Below are 18,296 nucleotides of genomic sequence, written 5' to 3'. Positions count from 1 at the left end.
TGACACGGAACAACGGATTACAAGCCGCCGGGTCAGCGAGGATTCTCCTGAGAATCTCGGCAGAGAAAAGCGAAATTAAACGCTTGACTCTGAAAGAGGAAAGCGTAATATACGCCACCTCGCAACAGTGAGCGAAAGCCGTGTTGCACTGCTCTTTAACAATTTATCAGACAATCTGTGTGGGCACTCGAAGATACGGATTCTTAACGTCGCAAGACGAAAAATGAATACCAAGTCTCTGAGTGAACACGTAATTCATTACGAAGTTTAATTCACGAGCATCAAACTTAAATTGAAGAGTTTGATCATGGCTCAGATTGAACGCTGGCGGCAGGCCTAACACATGCAAGTCGAACGGTAGCACAGAGAGCTTGCTCTTGGGTGACGAGTGGCGGACGGGTGAGTAATGTCTGGGAAACTGCCCGATGGAGGGGGATAACTACTGGAAACGGTAGCTAATACCGCATAACGTCGCAAGACCAAAGTGGGGGACCTTCGGGCCTCACACCATCGGATGTGCCCAGATGGGATTAGCTAGTAGGTGGGGTAACGGCTCACCTAGGCGACGATCCCTAGCTGGTCTGAGAGGATGACCAGCCACACTGGAACTGAGACACGGTCCAGACTCCTACGGGAGGCAGCAGTGGGGAATATTGCACAATGGGCGCAAGCCTGATGCAGCCATGCCGCGTGTATGAAGAAGGCCTTCGGGTTGTAAAGTACTTTCAGCGAGGAGGAAGGCGTTAAGGTTAATAACCTTAGCGATTGACGTTACTCGCAGAAGAAGCACCGGCTAACTCCGTGCCAGCAGCCGCGGTAATACGGAGGGTGCAAGCGTTAATCGGAATTACTGGGCGTAAAGCGCACGCAGGCGGTTTGTTAAGTCAGATGTGAAATCCCCGGGCTCAACCTGGGAACTGCATTTGAAACTGGCAAGCTTGAGTCTCGTAGAGGGGGGTAGAATTCCAGGTGTAGCGGTGAAATGCGTAGAGATCTGGAGGAATACCGGTGGCGAAGGCGGCCCCCTGGACGAAGACTGACGCTCAGGTGCGAAAGCGTGGGGAGCAAACAGGATTAGATACCCTGGTAGTCCACGCCGTAAACGATGTCTATTTGGAGGTTGTTCCCTTGAGGAGTGGCTTCCGGAGCTAACGCGTTAAATAGACCGCCTGGGGAGTACGGCCGCAAGGTTAAAACTCAAATGAATTGACGGGGGCCCGCACAAGCGGTGGAGCATGTGGTTTAATTCGATGCAACGCGAAGAACCTTACCTACTCTTGACATCCAGAGAACTTAGCAGAGATGCTTTGGTGCCTTCGGGAACTCTGAGACAGGTGCTGCATGGCTGTCGTCAGCTCGTGTTGTGAAATGTTGGGTTAAGTCCCGCAACGAGCGCAACCCTTATCCTTTGTTGCCAGCGGTCCGGCCGGGAACTCAAAGGAGACTGCCAGTGATAAACTGGAGGAAGGTGGGGATGACGTCAAGTCATCATGGCCCTTACGAGTAGGGCTACACACGTGCTACAATGGCATATACAAAGAGAAGCGACCTCGCGAGAGCAAGCGGACCTCATAAAGTATGTCGTAGTCCGGATTGGAGTCTGCAACTCGACTCCATGAAGTCGGAATCGCTAGTAATCGTAGATCAGAATGCTACGGTGAATACGTTCCCGGGCCTTGTACACACCGCCCGTCACACCATGGGAGTGGGTTGCAAAAGAAGTAGGTAGCTTAACCTTCGGGAGGGCGCTTACCACTTTGTGATTCATGACTGGGGTGAAGTCGTAACAAGGTAACCGTAGGGGAACCTGCGGTTGGATCACCTCCTTACCTTAAAGAAACGTTCTTTGAAGTGCTCACACAGATTGTCTGATGAAAAATAGCAGTAAAGAATCTCTGCAGGCTTGTAGCTCAGGTGGTTAGAGCGCACCCCTGATAAGGGTGAGGTCGGTGGTTCAAGTCCACTCAGGCCTACCAAATTCGTCCCGCGAATTTGAGGGAGATTCATAAACGATGGGGCTATAGCTCAGCTGGGAGAGCGCCTGCTTTGCACGCAGGAGGTCTGCGGTTCGATCCCGCATAGCTCCACCATCTTTACTGCAACAATACAAGAAAACTTCAGAGTGTACCTGAAAAGGTTCACTGCGAAGTTTTGCTCTTTAAAAATCTGGATCAAGCTGAAAATTGAAACGACACACTGTGTCTGTTCTCCGTAATAAGAACAGATAAGCGGTGTGTTCGAGTCTCTCAAATTTTCGCAACACGGTGGTGTTTTACGAAACATCTTCGGGTTGTGAGGTTAAGCGACTAAGCGTACACGGTGGATGCCCTGGCAGTCAGAGGCGATGAAGGACGTGCTAATCTGCGATAAGCGTCGGTAAGGTGATATGAACCGTTATAACCGGCGATTTCCGAATGGGGAAACCCAGTGTGATTCGTCACACTATCATTACGTGAATACATAGCGTAATGAAGCGAACCGGGGGAACTGAAACATCTAAGTACCCCGAGGAAAAGAAATCAACCGAGATTCCCCCAGTAGCGGCGAGCGAACGGGGAGCAGCCCAGAGTCTGAATCAGCTTGTGTGTTAGTGGAACGGTCTGGAAAGTCCGACGGTACAGGGTGATAGTCCCGTACACCAAAATGCACAGGTTGTGAACTCGAAGAGTAGGGCGGGACACGTGGTATCCTGTCTGAATATGGGGGGACCATCCTCCAAGGCTAAATACTCCTGACTGACCGATAGTGAACCAGTACCGTGAGGGAAAGGCGAAAAGAACCCCGGCGAGGGGAGTGAAAAAGAACCTGAAACCGTGTACGTACAAGCAGTGGGAGCCTCTTTATGGGGTGACTGCGTACCTTTTGTATAATGGGTCAGCGACTTATATTCTGTAGCAAGGTTAACCGAATAGGGGAGCCGAAGGGAAACCGAGTCTTAACTGGGCGTTAAGTTGCAGGGTATAGACCCGAAACCCGGTGATCTAGCCATGGGCAGGTTGAAGGTTGGGTAACACTAACTGGAGGACCGAACCGACTAATGTTGAAAAATTAGCGGATGACTTGTGGCTGGGGGTGAAAGGCCAATCAAACCGGGAGATAGCTGGTTCTCCCCGAAAGCTATTTAGGTAGCGCCTCGTGAATTCATCTTCGGGGGTAGAGCACTGTTTCGGCTAGGGGGTCATCCCGACTTACCAACCCGATGCAAACTGCGAATACCGAAGAATGTTATCACGGGAGACACACGGCGGGTGCTAACGTCCGTCGTGAAGAGGGAAACAACCCAGACCGCCAGCTAAGGTCCCAAAGTCACAGTTAAGTGGGAAACGATGTGGGAAGGCTCAGACAGCCAGGATGTTGGCTTAGAAGCAGCCATCATTTAAAGAAAGCGTAATAGCTCACTGGTCGAGTCGGCCTGCGCGGAAGATGTAACGGGGCTAAACTGTGCACCGAAGCTGCGGCAGCGACACTATGTGTTGTTGGGTAGGGGAGCGTTCTGTAAGCCGTTGAAGGTGAACTGTGAGGTTTGCTGGAGGTATCAGAAGTGCGAATGCTGACATAAGTAACGATAATGCGGGTGAAAAACCCGCACGCCGGAAGACCAAGGGTTCCTGTCCAACGTTAATCGGGGCAGGGTGAGTCGACCCCTAAGGCGAGGCCGAAAGGCGTAGTCGATGGGAAACAGGTTAATATTCCTGTACTTGGTGTTACTGCGAAGGGGGGACGGAGAAGGCTATGTTAGCCGGGCGACGGTTGTCCCGGTTTAAGCATGTAGGCGGGAAGTTTAGGTAAATCCGGACTTCTTTTAACGCTGAGGTGTGATGACGAGGCACTACGGTGCTGAAGTAACAAATGCCCTGCTTCCAGGAAAAGCCTCTAAGCATCAGGTAACATCAAATCGTACCCCAAACCGACACAGGTGGTCAGGTAGAGAATACCAAGGCGCTTGAGAGAACTCGGGTGAAGGAACTAGGCAAAATGGTGCCGTAACTTCGGGAGAAGGCACGCTGATATGTAGGTGAAGTGGTTTACCCATGGAGCTGAAATCAGTCGAAGATACCAGCTGGCTGCAACTGTTTATTAAAAACACAGCACTGTGCAAACACGAAAGTGGACGTATACGGTGTGACGCCTGCCCGGTGCCGGAAGGTTAATTGATGGGGTTAGCGGCAACGCGAAGCTCTTGATCGAAGCCCCGGTAAACGGCGGCCGTAACTATAACGGTCCTAAGGTAGCGAAATTCCTTGTCGGGTAAGTTCCGACCTGCACGAATGGCGTAATGATGGCCAGGCTGTCTCCACCCGAGACTCAGTGAAATTGAACTCGCTGTGAAGATGCAGTGTACCCGCGGCAAGACGGAAAGACCCCGTGAACCTTTACTATAGCTTGACACTGAACACTGGTCCTTGATGTGTAGGATAGGTGGGAGGCTTTGAAGCGCGGACGCCAGTTCGTGTGGAGCCAACCTTGAAATACCACCCTTTAATGGCTGGTGTTCTAACGTAGACCCGTGATCCGGGTTGCGGACAGTGTCTGGTGGGTAGTTTGACTGGGGCGGTCTCCTCCTAAAGAGTAACGGAGGAGCACGAAGGTTAGCTAATCCTGGTCGGACATCAGGAGGTTAGTGCAAAGGCATAAGCTAGCTTGACTGCGAGAGTGACGGCTCGAGCAGGTGCGAAAGCAGGTCTTAGTGATCCGGTGGTTCTGAATGGAAGGGCCATCGCTCAACGGATAAAAGGTACTCCGGGGATAACAGGCTGATACCGCCCAAGAGTTCATATCGACGGCGGTGTTTGGCACCTCGATGTCGGCTCATCACATCCTGGGGCTGAAGTAGGTCCCAAGGGTATGGCTGTTCGCCATTTAAAGTGGTACGCGAGCTGGGTTTAGAACGTCGTGAGACAGTTCGGTCCCTATCTGCCGTGGGCGCTGGAGAATTGAGGGGGGCTGCTCCTAGTACGAGAGGACCGGAGTGGACGCATCACTGGTGTTCGGGTTGTCATGCCAATGGCATTGCCCGGTAGCTAAATGCGGAAGAGATAAGTGCTGAAAGCATCTAAGCACGAAACTTGCCCCGAGATGAGTTCTCCCTGACTCCTTGAGAGTCCTGAAGGAACGTTGAAGACGACGACGTTGATAGGTCGGGTGTGTAAGTGTAGCGATACATTGAGCTAACCGATACTAATGAACCGTGAGGCTTAACCTTACAACGCCGAAGATGTTTTGGCGAAATTGAGACGATTTTCAGCATTGATTACAGATAACATTAACCGGCGAAAAGCGGGTTAATAACAGAATTTGCCTGGCGGCCGTAGCGCGGTGGTCCCACCTGACCCCATGCCGAACTCAGAAGTGAAACGCCGTAGCGCCGATGGTAGTGTGGGGTCTCCCCATGCGAGAGTAGGGAACTGCCAGGCATCAAATTGCAGTAAACCGGGATGAATAATCCGGGTAGTGACAAAGAAATTCGGTGGAGCGGTAGTTCAGTCGGTTAGAATACCTGCCTGTCACGCAGGGGGTCGCGGGTTCGAGTCCCGTCCGTTCCGCCACTTATTAAGAGCCCTGAGCATTTGCTCAGGGCTTTTTTCTTTGTCTTGCATTCAATTATTGCTGTTTTAGCAAAAATCCTCTGCATTTCTCGCCCTTTTTCTCAATCCTCTCGTTCGTCATACTGGTTTCAACTAACCCATACTGATAAATAAAGAGGAAGATCATGACAATCCCTGCATTGGGCCTCGGCACTTTCCGCCTGAAAGATGACGTTGTTATCGCATCCGTAAAAACGGCGCTGGAGCTGGGCTATCGCGCGATCGATACCGCACAAATTTATGATAATGAAGCGGCTATTGGTCAGGCGATTGCTGAAAGCGGCGTAGCGCGCAGCGAGCTGTTTATTACCACTAAAATCTGGACCGAGAACCTCGGTAAAGACAAGCTGATTACCAGCCTGCAAGAGAGCCTGCAAAAACTACGAACTGACTATGTCGATTTGACGCTGATCCACTGGCCGTCGCCGAATGACACGGTTGCGGTTGAAGAGTTTATGGCTGCGCTGCTGGAAGCCAGGACGCTGGGTCTGACTCGCCAGATTGGTATCTCTAACTTCACCATTCCGCTGATGGAACGCGCAATTGCCGCCGTAGGCGCAGACAACATTGCGACGAACCAGATTGAGCTGTCACCTTTCCTACAGAATCGTAAAGTGGTGGACTGGGCCGCTGAGCACGGTATCCACATTACGTCCTACATGACGCTGGCTTATGGTAAGGCGCTGAAAGATGAAACGATTGCCGCGATTGCTGCGAAACATCACGCCACGCCAGCGCAGGTGATCCTCTCCTGGGCTATTGGAGAAGGGTACGCGGTGATTCCATCATCAACCAAGCGCGAAAACCTGGCCAGCAACCTGTTGGCGCTGACCTTAACGCTCGATGCTGAAGATAAACTGGCGATTGCCGCACTGGAGTGCAATGACCGTCTGGTCAGCCCAGAAGGCCTGGCACCACAGTGGGATTGATCCTGCTTCTGCCTTAACCCTCAAACGACCCTCGATAAGCCCGGACGAACTACGCGTCTGGGCTATTTTTTGACATATTCGCTAAGAAAATCAATAAATGCCCGAATTCGTGTGCTCACCGCCCGGTCACTGTAGTAGACCGCGCTAAAGGGCATCTCAACGGGTAGACGCTTATCGGCCAGCAGCTCAACAAACTCCCCGCTGGCAATCTCCTTATCCACCATAAAGTCCGACAGGCAGGCAATACCGTTACCGTGCAGGCACAGCTGCTTGATGGTTTCACCGCTATTGGATGAAATGCCGCAGCTAATCTCCATAAACTGACCGTCACAGCAGTAGACCGGCCACGTGTTAAGAGAAGAGGGCTCGGTGAATCCCAGACACAGGTGTTCCTTCAGATCGATGACGCTCTCAGGCTTGCCATGACGGGCAATGTACTCCGGCGAGGCGACGATTTTTCGATAGCTGCTAAACAGCGGACGCGCGCGCAGACTGGAGTCACTCAATGTGCCAGCGCGAATGGCAACATCGACCTTGCGCTCAATCAGATTGATAAATGTCTCTGAAGAGACCAGCGACAGCGTCACCTCCGGGTACCGTTCACGGAAGGGCTGAACCAGCGGCATCAGCAAATGTAGCATCACCGGCGTGGCGGCGTCGACGCGCAGCAGCCCGCGTGGCGTATTACGCGTATCCAGCAGCTCCGTCTCGGCGGCGGCCATTTCCTGTAGTACCACCTGCATACGGCGGAAATAGCGCTCTCCCTCTTCGGTCAGGCTAAGCTGGCGCGTCGTACGGTTGAGCAGGCTTACGCCAAGCTTGGATTCCAGCTTTTTAACCGCGCGGCTTACCGCCGAGTTAGCCTGGCCCAATTGCTCGGCTGCCCGGCTGAAGCTACCGCTTTCCACGACGGCGACAAAAATGGCGATCTCTTCTGATGTGGCTCTCATTGTTGCACCTGAAGCAAAATTCTATTGAGATTTTGAATATTTTTGTTATTTAAACACCACGGCATACTACGTGTCATCTTAATACTGATGATGTGGAGTTAATTATGCCGCTGGCGCTACTTGCCTTAACGATCAGTGCCTTTTCAATTGGCACAACCGAATTTGTGATTGTCGGCCTGGTCCCGACGATCGCCGAACAGCTGGCTATCTCGTTGCCTTCCGCCGGGATGCTGGTTTCAATTTATGCGCTGGGCGTTGCTATCGGGGCGCCGGTGCTCACCGCTTTGACCGGCAAACTGCCGCGCAAACAGCTGCTGCTGGCGTTAATGGTACTGTTTACCGTTGGTAACCTGCTGGCCTGGCAGGCGCCGGGATACGCCACACTGGTGGTTGCACGCCTGCTGACCGGGCTTGCTCATGGTGTGTTCTTCTCCATCGGCTCAACGATAGCTACCAGTCTGGTACCGAAAGAGAAAGCGGCCTCGGCAATTGCAATAATGTTCGGCGGGTTGACCGTTGCATTGGTGACAGGCGTTCCGCTGGGCACCTTTATTGGCCAGCATTTTGTCTGGCGCGAGACCTTCCTTGCCGTTTCTATGCTGGGCGTGATTGCACTGATCGCTAGCGCCGTGCTGGTTCCGCGGAATATCCCAAGCCGCGCGCCTGCCAGCTTAGCCGACCAGATGAAAGTGCTGACTCACCCGCGTTTGCTGATGATCTATGCGATCACCGCACTGGGCTACGGTGGCGTCTTTACCGCCTTTACCTTCCTGGCACCGATGATGCAAAACCTCGCAGGCTTTACGCCAAACGCGGTGAGCTGGATCCTGCTAGGCTACGGTGTCGCGGTTGCCGTGGGCAACATCTGGGGGGGAAAACTGGCCGATAAACACGGTGCGGTGCCGGCGCTGAAATTTATCTTTGCTGCATTGGCCGCACTGCTGATTGTATTCCAGTTCACCGCCTCTATTCAGTATGCAGCACTGGCAACGGTGCTGGTGATGGGCGTCTTTGCCTTTGGCAACGTGCCTGGACTGCAGGTCTACGTCGTGCAAAAAGCGGAAGAGTACACGCCTGCTGCCGTTGACGTTGCTTCTGGTCTGAATATTGCCGCCTTCAACGTCGGTATTGCGCTGGGGTCTGTCGTCGGCGGGCAAACCGTTGAACATTATGGCCTCGCACAGACTCCGTGGATTGGCGCACTGATTGTGGTGGTGGCGCTGCTGCTGACCGCCCTGAGCGGCCGTCTGGATAAACCCGTCCGCGTGGCGCTAGGCTAGGATTATCTCAGTAAGCGCAGGCTTACATAAGTTCACCTGGCTTTATCACAAATAGCGTTGAAACCGCGGGCAAAAGCCCCTATAACTGAGGGACCCTCCTGGAATCAGGTGGGTTCTTTGGTTATTGAGGTTATAAAAGAAAGTGCGAAAAAATACCTACGCCATGCGCTACATCGCCGGACAACCCGCGGAGCGGATCCTACCGCCGCCGGGGGCGTATTCCGGGCTGAGCGAGGCGTTATCGGTGGGTAAGCCGTTAAGCACTGAAGAGAATATTCGCATCCTGGTGTGGAATATCTTTAAACAGCAGCGTGCAGAATGGCTGTCGGTGCTGAATAAGTACGGCAAAGATGCGCATCTGGTGTTACTTCAGGAGGCGCAAACAACGCCTGAGCTAGTGAAGTTTGCAACCACTAACTATCTGGCGGCCGATCAGGTCCCGGCGTTCGCACTGCCTCATCATCCTTCTGGCGTCATGACGCTGTCTGCCGCTCAGCCCGTTTACTGCTGCCCGCTGCGCGAACGTGAGCCTATTCTGCGGCTGGCGAAATCAGCGTTAGTAACCGTTTACCCACTTCCCGACTCACGCCTGCTGATGGTCGTGAACATCCATGCCGTGAACTTTAGCCTTGGCGTCGATGTTTACAGCAAGCAGCTGATGCCCATTGGCGAGCAAATTGCGTTGCATAACGGCCCGGTGATTATGGCCGGTGATTTTAACGCCTGGAGCCGCCCACGCATGAATGCGCTGTATCGATTTGCACGTGATATGTCGCTACGCCCGGTGTATTTCGATGATGATCAGCGCCGTCGCGCGTTTGGACGCCCGCTCGATTTTGTCTTTTACCGAGGGTTGAATGTGACAGAGGCTTCTGTGCTGGTGACCCGCGCATCGGACCATAATCCGTTGATTGTAGAATTTAGCCCGAGCAGATAGGGCAAGAGACATAAAAAAAGGCACCGGGGAAGACGGTGCCTTTTTTATTGTTTGCCTGTCAGGAGTCAGGACGGTCGCTGTTTTTTACATACAGCGTAAGCTGATCGCCCGGCTGCAAATTGCCTGCGTCGTTATTCCAGCGCATCACATCTTTGATGTTGACGCCGTGACGCTTTGCAATGCTCGACAGCGAGTCGCCTTTACGTACGCGATACGTAATGCTGCTGTTATCGGCAAGACGCGCAGCGCTGCTGCCTGCACCCACCGTTAAGCTTTGCCCTACTTTCAGGCTGCTGCCACGCAGGTTGTTCCACTGCTGCAGATCTTTTGCCGTTACGCCTAAGCGCGATGCAATGCCCGACAGCGTGTCACCTGAGCGAACCTTATAGCTACGGCTGGACATCGGCGTATTATCGGCGACCAGCGTTGGCTGGAGGTCGGCAATTTCACCGGAGGCCAGGGATTCACGCAGCTGGTCTGCATGCTTCTGTGGCACCATCACGTACTTAGGACCGCTTGCACCAAGCGTTGAGCCTTTCACGCCAGCATTGAAGGTCTTAAGCTTATTGACCGGCATACCTGCCATGTCAGCGAGCTGAGAGATCTCAACGGGGCTATCGAGGCGAACACGCGCCAGTGCTCGGCTTTCGTCAGTCGTAGGCAGACGAACGCCATAGCGTTTGCTGTTTTTGAGAATGTCGCTCAAAGCCAGCATCTTCGGTACGTAGACCTTAGTTTCCTGAGGCAATGGGAGAGACCAGAAGTCCGTAGGCTTACCACGGGCCTTGTTCGCTTTCATTGCTTTCATCACACGGCCTTCACCGCTGTTATACGCCGCCACGGTTAATAACCAGTCGCCGTCGAACATTTTGTTCAGACGCTGCATCATATCCAGTGCTGCCGTTGTGGAAGCAACGACGTCACGACGCGCGTCATAACTGCGGGTCTGTTTCAAACCGTAATTTCGCCCTGTGCTCGGAATGATCTGCCAAATACCTGCGGCATTGGCACCAGACGTTGCGTGCGGGTCAAAAGCGCTCTCCACTATGGGTAGTAATACCAGTTCCATCGGCATGTTACGTTTCTTAACTTGCCCGGCTATCCAGTACATATACGGCTCTGCCCGTAAAGTTACATCGTGGAGATAGCTCTTATTTCGTAAGTACTTCTGTTTCTGTTCGCGAACCCGGGTATTATCCGGAATTCCCATCTTTAGCTCGTCGCCAATGTAAGCCCACAAGTCCTGATTCTGCATGTCGAATGTCCCATCGTCCATCCAACGTGCCTGACTAGCGAACTTACTTGCTTCCCCTTGACTAGCCGCAGAAAGGCTCTGTGCGTGCTGTTGGACGTTGCCCTGCTGTGACGCCTGGCACCCCACGAGCAGGACAGAGGCGAGTAATATCGCTTTTGCCTTCATGTGTGTGTCAATAGTTGCTTAAAAGACGACCGATAATAACGACGAACTTTCGAAAACGCAACCCGGAAGTATCAGAAGTTATCTTTCTTTGCCCGTAACCATGCAAAACGCTCTTCAGATTGTAGCAATTTTGTTTCTTTGCTTATTTCATTAATTAAATCAATATCATCCGTTCTTAAAAAGAGATTAATCTGTCGCTCTTTTTTCAGAGTTGTGGGGAGTGTTATTTGTTTTTTTGCACGTAACTCCTTAACTTCTCGATAGTATTCGTTAATGAACAAATCATGCGGTAAAACGCTCAGGGCAAACGTCATGTTGGAGAGCGTGTACTCATGTGCGCAACAAATTAGCGTCTCTTCCGGCAGGCTGTTAATGTGCTGCAACGAGCGGTACATCTGGGCTGGCGTACCTTCAAATAATCGCCCGCAGCCCCCGGAAAATAGGGTATCGCCACAAAAAAGCCAGGGGGCGCTGTAGAAACAGACATGTCCTGAAGTGTGTCCCGGAGTAGCAAAAACGTGAAATTCCTGGTCAAGTACGCGGATGCGATCGCCGTCGGCAACTATTTTTGTTGTGCCTTTGTTACGTGTCTCTTCTGGGCCATAAACGATCAAATTCGGAAAACGCCTATGCAGATCCGCCACGCCGCCGACGTGATCGTGATGATGATGGGTTAACAGGATGGCTTCCGGCTGCCAGCCGTGACGATCGATAGCGTCCAGTACGGGGGCGGCTTCGCCAGGATCGACGATCAGGCAGCGACCTGTTTGATCGTTAAGAACCCAGATGTAGTTGTCCTGAAACGCTGAAATACTGTTAAGATTCATTCGTTACCTCTTACGCGTAGGGAAGGTTGTGATGAAACCGGCAAGGATACCTCAAACAGTCTCAGCGCCTGTCTCGTGGGCACAAATGCCCTGGGGTGAATATTATCGTGAGGCCATCGATCGTCAACTGAAACCCTGGCTGGGTAAGCTCTACGGCTTTCACCTGCTTAAGGTGGGCAATCTGAGCGCGGAGATCAACACCGAAGCGTGTGCTATCTCCCATCAGGTGAATATCTCGCTAGAGGGCAGCCCAATGCAGGTGATGGCCGATCCGCTGCATTTGCCGTTTGCCGAGAAATCGGTCGATGCCTGTCTGCTTGCCCATACGTTGCCCTGGTGCAGCGATCCTCACCGAATGCTGCGCGAGGCTGACCGAGTGTTAATTGACGATGGCTGGCTGATCATCAGCAGCTTCAACCCGGTTAGTCTGATGGGGCTGCGCAAGCTGTTTCCGGTGCTGCGCAAATCTGTGCCGTACAACAGCAGGATGTTTACGCTGACGCGTCAGCTTGACTGGCTGTCGCTGCTGAATTTTGAAGTGCTGCACCAGGGCTGTTTCCAGGTGCTGCCGTGGGCGAAGCAGGGGGGCGTGATGTTAAGCACCCATCTACCTGCGCTGGGCTGCCTGCAGGTTATCGTCGCGCGTAAGCGCACGATCCCGCTGACGCTAAACCCGATGCGGCAAAATAAAGCGAAAAGCCGCATCACGCAGGCGGTCGGCGCAACGCGGCAGTATCGCAAACCGCCGGACGCTTAAGCTTCCGGCTGGTAGCCCGTATCGTCTTGCGTTGGCGCGGAGGCTGCGGCACGCGCCAGCTCATCGCAGCGTTCGTTCTCGGGGTGCCCGGCGTGGCCTTTAACCCACTCCCAGCGAATTTCATGCTGACCAAGCGCCGCATCAAGTCGTTGCCAGAGATCGACGTTCTTCACCGGCTTTTTATCCGCCGTCTTCCAGCCTCGCTTTTTCCAGTTATGAATCCATTGGGTGATCCCCTGACGAACATACTGGCTATCGGTGCTTAGCACCACGGTGCACGGCTCTTTCAGCGCTTCGAGCGCGACAATCGCCGCCATCAGCTCCATGCGGTTGTTGGTGGTCAGGCGATAGCCTTCATTAAAGGTTTTTTCCCGCTGGCGATAGCGTAAAATAGCGCCATAGCCGCCGGGGCCTGGGTTACCAAGGCAAGAGCCATCGGTGAAAATTTCTACCTGTTTAAGCATCTCTGGTAGACTTCCTGTATCTGCAATCGAAAGTAAAACGGCAAGTCTGACATAAATGACTGATATGAGCACTGCAATTACGCGACAGATCGTTCTGGATACCGAAACCACCGGTATGAACCAGATCGGCGCCCACTATGAAGGCCACAAGATCATCGAGATCGGTGCCGTCGAAGTGATCAACCGTCGTTTGACCGGCAACAACTTCCACGTTTACCTCAAGCCGGACCGGCTGGTGGATCCTGAAGCCTTTGGCGTTCACGGTATTGCCGACGAGTTCTTGCTGGATAAACCCACTTTTGCCGACGTGGCCGATGAGTTTCTTGACTACATCCGCGGCGCGGAGCTGGTCATTCATAACGCATCGTTCGATATCGGCTTTATGGACTACGAGTTTAGTAAGCTTAATCGTGGTATTCCAAAGACCGATACTTTCTGTAAGGTGACCGATAGCCTGGCGCTGGCGAGGAAAATGTTCCCCGGTAAGCGTAACAGCCTTGATGCGTTATGCTCGCGCTATGAAATAGATAATACTAAGCGTACGCTGCACGGCGCATTACTCGATGCCCAGATTCTGGCCGATGTTTATCTGACGATGACCGGCGGACAAACCTCCATTAAATTTGCGATGGAAGGTGAGGGGCAGCAGCAGGCGGGTGATACCGGCATCCAGCGCATTGTGCGTGCCGCAAGCAAGCTGCGTGTGGTTTATGCCACGGACGAAGAGCTGGTGAATCACGAATCGCGCCTCGACCTGGTGCAGAAAAAAGGCGGAAGCTGCCTCTGGCGGTCATAAACAGGCCATTTTTGCTGTGAAAATAGCCGGTTGGGCGATTTTTGCAGCAAACGATTCAAAAGTAGAGAAAAAGCGTTGACGGTTTCCCATGGAATCCGTAATATTCGCCTCGTTCCCAAGGGAACACAGCGGAGCGGTAGTTCAGTCGGTTAGAATACCTGCCTGTCACGCAGGGGGTCGCGGGTTCGAGTCCCGTCCGTTCCGCCACTATTCAGAAAGCCCGAATCAGCAATGATTCGGGCTTTCGTCGTTTCTGACGTCGAAATAGACGTATCTTACCATTCGCCCCTCCGTGCGGAGAGGCGCGTTGTGACTTTCAGCCTAGCGCAAACGGATCGGCATCCTGCCAGGCAGGAAATTTCTCGCGGTACTCCTGCAGCAGCGTCATCGAGAGCTCGCCGTCAATACGGGTGGCCTGATGCGCTTCGGCAGCCGCGAGGATTTCGCCCTGTGGGGTGATGATTCGGCTGTCGCCGCGGTAGTGATGGCTGTTGCCATCGGTACCCACGCGGTTACAGCCCGCGACGTAGGCCTGATTCTCGATCGCTCGGGCCATCAGCAGCGATTGCCAGTGGTGTGAGCGCGGGGCAGGCCAGTTGGCGACGTACAGCGCCAGATCGTAGTCGTTGCGGTTTCGCGACCATACCGGGAAGCGCAGGTCATAGCAGACGAGCGGCAAAATGCGCCAGCCGCGCCATGTCAGCACGATGCGCTGGTCGCCGGCAAGATAGTGGTGATGTTCCTCGGCCATGCGGAACAGATGTCGCTTGTCGTAGGCGTGCACCCGGCCTTCCGGCTCAACGAGCAGAAAACGGTTAACCGCGCCGCGAGATGTTTGCAATGCAGCGCTACCGGCAATGAGGGCGTTGGTACGCTGCGCCTGCTGTCGCATCCAGGCAATAACGTCGGTTTCCACCATTGACTGCTTCGCGGCTTCCATTGCGAAACCGGTAGTGAACATCTCTGGTAGTACAATCACGTCTCGCCCGACAATCTCTTCCATCAGCCGGCCAAAATGGCGCAGGTTCGCCGGGCCGTCCATCCATACTAGCGGTTGTTGCAAAAGGGTTATCTTTAAACCTGGCACGGCGATTGGCTCCTGTCGTATGGGCTCTTTTTTAACTTTAACACCTTATCAGGTCGTTGCCGCGCTACGGAATATTTTGCTAATAAATCGCATATCAGAAATGACTGATTTGCTTTTTACGCGTAGCCGCTCACGCTTAACAAGATGAAAACTAAGAGCAGGATAGGCTCGGGAGGAATAATGTTAAAAGTCATTACCACGATAGCGCTATTGGTTGGCGCATCCAGCGCGATGGCGCAGGGCGATGTGACTATCAGCAGCCTGGCGAAAGGCGAAACCAGCAAAGCCGCGTTTAATCAAATGGTCAAAGGGCATAAGCTGCCCGCGTGGGTCAGCAACGGCGGGACATTTTCGCCAGCTAAAACGGTGACGTTGGGCAACGAGTCCTGGCAAGTGCTGAGCGCCTGTAAACCGCATGACTGCGGCTCGGAGCGCGTGGCGGTACTGTGGTCAGAAAAATCGCAGCAAATGTCAGGCGTCTTCTCTACGGTGAATGAAAAAACCACCCAGGAGAAGCTTACCTGGCTGAACGTGAGCGACGCGTTGTCAATTGATGGTAAAACGGTGCTATTTGCTGCGCTAAGCGGGAGCCTGGAAAACCACCCCGATGCGTTTAATTACAAGTAGCAAACGCTGAATAGAAAACGGCGCAAAGCCAATAAAAAACGGAGCCGATGGGCTCCGTTTTCGTTGTTACTGCAAATGCCCTCAGGGAGGATTGATGCTACGCGGCTTCAACCTTGCGCACGTTGTCCGGCAGCTTTACCGGCTTGGTCGCCAATTCTTCCGGTGCAAAGTCATCCACGTTAATGCTGCGCAGACGGCTCGCTTCAGCTTTCGTCAGAATGGCGGCTTCGGTCTGATCGATAAGCCCCTTCGCCAGTGCGTTACGCGCCAGTTCATCCAGGCGGGTAAACGGCAGATTTTTGCCAATTTCTTTGCAGATCCGCTGGTGGATTGGATCCGCCGCCATCACATCAACTAACGCCTCTTCCAGCAGGCCAACCGGGTTATGCTCGCTCGGCGTCAGGTACTGACCGCGGCCGATACGGGAACGGGTGGCACTCGGCGTTTGCAGGATCTTCGCCACGCTATGGTCGAGCTTATCGGACGGTGCATCGTAATGACGGCCGGTCGGGAAGATCGCCACGCGCAAAGCGCCTGCAACAAAACGGTTAGGGAAGTTTTTCAGCAGATCGTCAATCGCCTGCTCGGCTTGATGCAAGGCATCCTGAACGCCCCAATGAACCAGCGGTAAATCGGCTTCATTACGGCCTTCATCGTCATAGCGCTTCAGCACCGCCGAGGCCAGATACAGCTGGCTTAAAACATCCCCCAGACGTGCGGAGATACGCTCACGACGTTTCAGGCTCCCGCCCAGTACCGCCATCGAAACATCGGACAGCAGCGCAAGGTTGGCGCTCAGACGGTTCAGGTGCTGATAGTAACGCTTAGTCGCATCGCGGGTTGGCGTCGCGCTGGTTAAGCCGCGAGTGATACCCAGCCAGAAGCTGCGGACCTTGTTGCTGCCGACGTGGCCGATGTGTTTGAACAGCAGTTTGTCGAACGCGTTGACGTCTTTATTCTGTGCCGCAGCCATCTCTTCCAGTACGTACGGATGGCAGCGAATAGCGCCCTGGCCGAAGATCATCATGCTGCGGGTCAGGATATTTGCCCCTTCCACGGTGATAGCAATGGGTGCGCCCTGGTAAGCACGCGCCAGGAAGTTGCCTTCGCCCAGCATGATACCTTTACCGCCGGCGATATCCATCGCGTCAACGATCGACTGCTGGCCGCGGTGAGTACAGTGGTATTTAACGATAGCCGACAGCACCGCCGGTTTTTCACCGAGCATAATGCCGTAGGTAATCAGGGTCGCAGCGGCGTCCATCACGTAGGCGTTGCCCGCGATACGCGCCAGCGGCTCTTCAATCCCTTCCATTTTACCGATGGACACTTTGAACTGACGGCGAATGTGCGCGTAGGCTCCGGTGGCCAACGCGACGGACTTCACGCCGCCGGTGGAGTTCGATGGCAGGGTGATACCGCGGCCAACGGAGAGACATTCAACCAGCATACGCCAGCCCTGACCGGCCATTTTGGGCCCGCCGATGATGTAGTCGATCGGCACGAAAATATCCTGACCGCGTGTCGGACCGTTCTGGAACGGCACGTTCAGTGGGAAGTGGCGACGGCCAATTTCAACGCCCGGGGTGTTGGTTGGGATCAGCGCACAGGTAATACCTAAATCTTCCGCGCCGCCCAGCAGTTTATCCGGGTCAGACAGCTTAAAGGCCAGGCCCAGCACGGTGGCAATAGGCGCGAGCGTAATGTAGCGTTTGTTCCAGGTCAGGCGCATGCCCAGTACCTGCTCGCCCTGCCAGTCGCCCATGCAGACCACGCCGGTGTCTGGAATCGCGCCTGCGTCAGAGCCAGCCTCCGGGCTGGTCAGCGCGAAGCAAGGGATTTCCAGACCACGCGCCAGACGCGGCAGATAGTGATTTTTCTGGTCTTCGGTGCCGTAGTGCTGCAGCAGTTCGCCCGGGCCTAAGGAGTTAGGTACGCCCACGGTGATGGCCAGAATGCCGGAAACGCCGGACAGCTTCTGCAGGACGCGCGCCTGAGCATAGGCTGAGAACTCCAGTCCGCCGTACTCTTTCTTAATGATCATCGCGAAGAAACGATGCTCTTTCAGATACGCCCACAACTCCGGCGGCAGATCCGCCATTTCATGGGTGATCTGGAAATCGTTCGCCATCCGACAGGCTTCTTCCACCGGGCCGTCGATAAAGGCTTGTTCTTCGGCGGTCAGCTGCGGACGCGGATAGTTGTGCAGTTTTTTCCAGTCCGGGTTGCCGCGGAACAGATCGCCTTCCCACCAGGTTGTGCCTGCGTCGATCGCTTCTTTTTCGGTGCGCGACATAGGCGGCATCACCTTGCTGAACATGCGGAAGACCGGCGCGGAGATCAGCGCTTTACGCATTGGCGTAAAGTTGAACGGCACGAGGATAATGGCCAGCGGCACCAGCAGCCATAAATTCCACAGACCTGACGCACCCAGTGCAGCAGTCCAGGCCAGTAAAATCAGGCTACCGAGCGTTAAACTGACACGGTGATAGAAGAGTGCACCGAGTAAAGCAATGGTTAAAACAATACTCAAAATCATCATAGAGAAATGCCCCTGTCTTGTAGGAGGTCTGACCACTTGTGATGATATGGTTGTAGTTGATGTGATTTTAATTAGCAATATGTTTACAAGATAAT

General features: G+C 53.8%; 12 protein-coding genes, 4 tRNA genes and 3 rRNA genes. 13 read left to right on the top strand and 6 right to left on the bottom strand.

Annotated elements, in window-relative coordinates; translation table 11 throughout:
- The first annotated feature begins 289 nt into the window (after nt 1-289).
- From H7R56_RS19930 to dkgB, 7 genes are all read left to right on the top strand, one after another.
- Nucleotides 290-1,829: ribosomal RNA gene (locus H7R56_RS19930) — 16S ribosomal RNA — on the top strand.
- 70 nt (nt 1,830-1,899) lie between these two features.
- Nucleotides 1,900-1,976, top strand: a tRNA-Ile gene (locus H7R56_RS19925).
- A gap of 38 nt (nt 1,977-2,014) precedes the next feature.
- Nucleotides 2,015-2,090 (top strand) — tRNA-Ala (locus H7R56_RS19920).
- Between the two features lie 206 nt (nt 2,091-2,296).
- Nucleotides 2,297-5,203: ribosomal RNA gene (locus tag H7R56_RS19915) — 23S ribosomal RNA — on the top strand.
- A gap of 95 nt (nt 5,204-5,298) precedes the next feature.
- Nucleotides 5,299-5,414: ribosomal RNA gene (rrf, locus tag H7R56_RS19910) — 5S ribosomal RNA — on the top strand.
- The 16S, 23S and 5S rRNA genes sit together here with 3 tRNA genes alongside, the layout of an rRNA operon.
- A gap of 55 nt (nt 5,415-5,469) precedes the next feature.
- Nucleotides 5,470-5,546 (top strand) — tRNA-Asp (locus H7R56_RS19905).
- A gap of 164 nt (nt 5,547-5,710) precedes the next feature.
- Nucleotides 5,711-6,514, top strand: a complete 804-nt coding sequence (gene dkgB, locus H7R56_RS19900; protein WP_106930412.1) for a 2,5-didehydrogluconate reductase DkgB — start codon at nt 5,711-5,713, stop codon at nt 6,512-6,514.
- 62 nt (nt 6,515-6,576) lie between these two features.
- On the opposite strand, the gene yafC is transcribed toward dkgB, so the two are convergent.
- On the bottom strand, nt 6,577-7,464 hold the full coding sequence (gene yafC, locus H7R56_RS19895) for a DNA-binding transcriptional regulator YafC (protein ID WP_106930410.1): 888 nt from the start codon (nt 7,462-7,464) through the stop codon (nt 6,577-6,579).
- A gap of 104 nt (nt 7,465-7,568) precedes the next feature.
- On the opposite strand from yafC, the gene H7R56_RS19890 reads away from it, so the two are divergent.
- Both H7R56_RS19890 and H7R56_RS19885 read left to right on the top strand, forming a co-directional pair.
- Nucleotides 7,569-8,744: an MFS transporter gene (locus H7R56_RS19890; protein WP_106930408.1), complete on the top strand. Its 1,176-nt coding sequence runs from the start codon at nt 7,569-7,571 to the stop codon at nt 8,742-8,744.
- Nucleotides 8,745-8,886: 142 nt separating this feature from the next.
- Nucleotides 8,887-9,681: an endonuclease/exonuclease/phosphatase family protein gene (locus H7R56_RS19885; protein WP_106930406.1), complete on the top strand. Its 795-nt coding sequence runs from the start codon at nt 8,887-8,889 to the stop codon at nt 9,679-9,681.
- Between the two features lie 58 nt (nt 9,682-9,739).
- On the opposite strand, the gene mltD is transcribed toward H7R56_RS19885, so the two are convergent.
- On the bottom strand, nt 9,740-11,101 hold the full coding sequence (gene mltD / locus H7R56_RS19880) for a murein transglycosylase D (protein ID WP_106930404.1): 1,362 nt from the start codon (nt 11,099-11,101) through the stop codon (nt 9,740-9,742).
- 71 nt (nt 11,102-11,172) lie between these two features.
- Complete coding sequence (gloB, locus tag H7R56_RS19875) at nt 11,173-11,928, bottom strand: hydroxyacylglutathione hydrolase (RefSeq protein ID WP_106930402.1); 756 nt, start codon at nt 11,926-11,928, stop codon at nt 11,173-11,175.
- A 31-nt stretch (nt 11,929-11,959) separates the two neighbouring features.
- Between gloB and H7R56_RS19870 the strand changes: the two genes are divergently transcribed.
- Complete coding sequence (locus tag H7R56_RS19870; protein ID WP_106930400.1) at nt 11,960-12,685, top strand: class I SAM-dependent methyltransferase; 726 nt, start codon at nt 11,960-11,962, stop codon at nt 12,683-12,685.
- On the opposite strand, the gene rnhA is transcribed toward H7R56_RS19870, so the two are convergent.
- The gene (rnhA, locus tag H7R56_RS19865; protein WP_106930397.1) at nt 12,682-13,149 is read right to left on the bottom strand and encodes a ribonuclease HI; all 468 of its coding nucleotides are present in this window, start codon (nt 13,147-13,149) and stop codon (nt 12,682-12,684) included. The genes H7R56_RS19870 and rnhA overlap by 4 nt on opposite strands.
- Nucleotides 13,150-13,213: 64 nt before the next feature.
- Between rnhA and dnaQ the strand changes: the two genes are divergently transcribed.
- A complete protein-coding gene (dnaQ, locus tag H7R56_RS19860; RefSeq protein WP_146145740.1) occupies nt 13,214-13,945 on the top strand; it encodes a DNA polymerase III subunit epsilon in 732 nt (243 codons plus the stop codon).
- 130 nt (nt 13,946-14,075) lie between these two features.
- Nucleotides 14,076-14,152: transfer RNA gene (locus H7R56_RS19855), tRNA-Asp, on the top strand.
- Between the two features lie 109 nt (nt 14,153-14,261).
- Here the strand turns inward: H7R56_RS19855 and H7R56_RS19850 are convergent.
- Nucleotides 14,262-15,032, bottom strand: a complete 771-nt coding sequence (locus tag H7R56_RS19850; RefSeq protein ID WP_106930391.1) for an amidohydrolase — start codon at nt 15,030-15,032, stop codon at nt 14,262-14,264.
- A gap of 180 nt (nt 15,033-15,212) precedes the next feature.
- Between H7R56_RS19850 and ivy the strand changes: the two genes are divergently transcribed.
- Nucleotides 15,213-15,659, top strand: coding sequence for an Ivy family C-type lysozyme inhibitor (gene ivy / locus H7R56_RS19845; protein ID WP_106930389.1), 447 nt, complete (start codon nt 15,213-15,215; stop codon nt 15,657-15,659).
- Between the two features lie 97 nt (nt 15,660-15,756).
- On the opposite strand, the gene fadE is transcribed toward ivy, so the two are convergent.
- Complete coding sequence (gene fadE, locus H7R56_RS19840; RefSeq protein WP_106930387.1) at nt 15,757-18,201, bottom strand: acyl-CoA dehydrogenase FadE; 2,445 nt, start codon at nt 18,199-18,201, stop codon at nt 15,757-15,759.
- Nucleotides 18,202-18,296 lie beyond the last annotated feature (95 nt).

The organism is Klebsiella sp. WP3-W18-ESBL-02, assembly GCF_014168815.1.
Taxonomy (GTDB): Bacteria; Pseudomonadota; Gammaproteobacteria; order Enterobacterales; family Enterobacteriaceae; genus Kluyvera; species Kluyvera ascorbata_B.
This window is presented reverse-complemented; position numbering and strand designations above follow the sequence as displayed.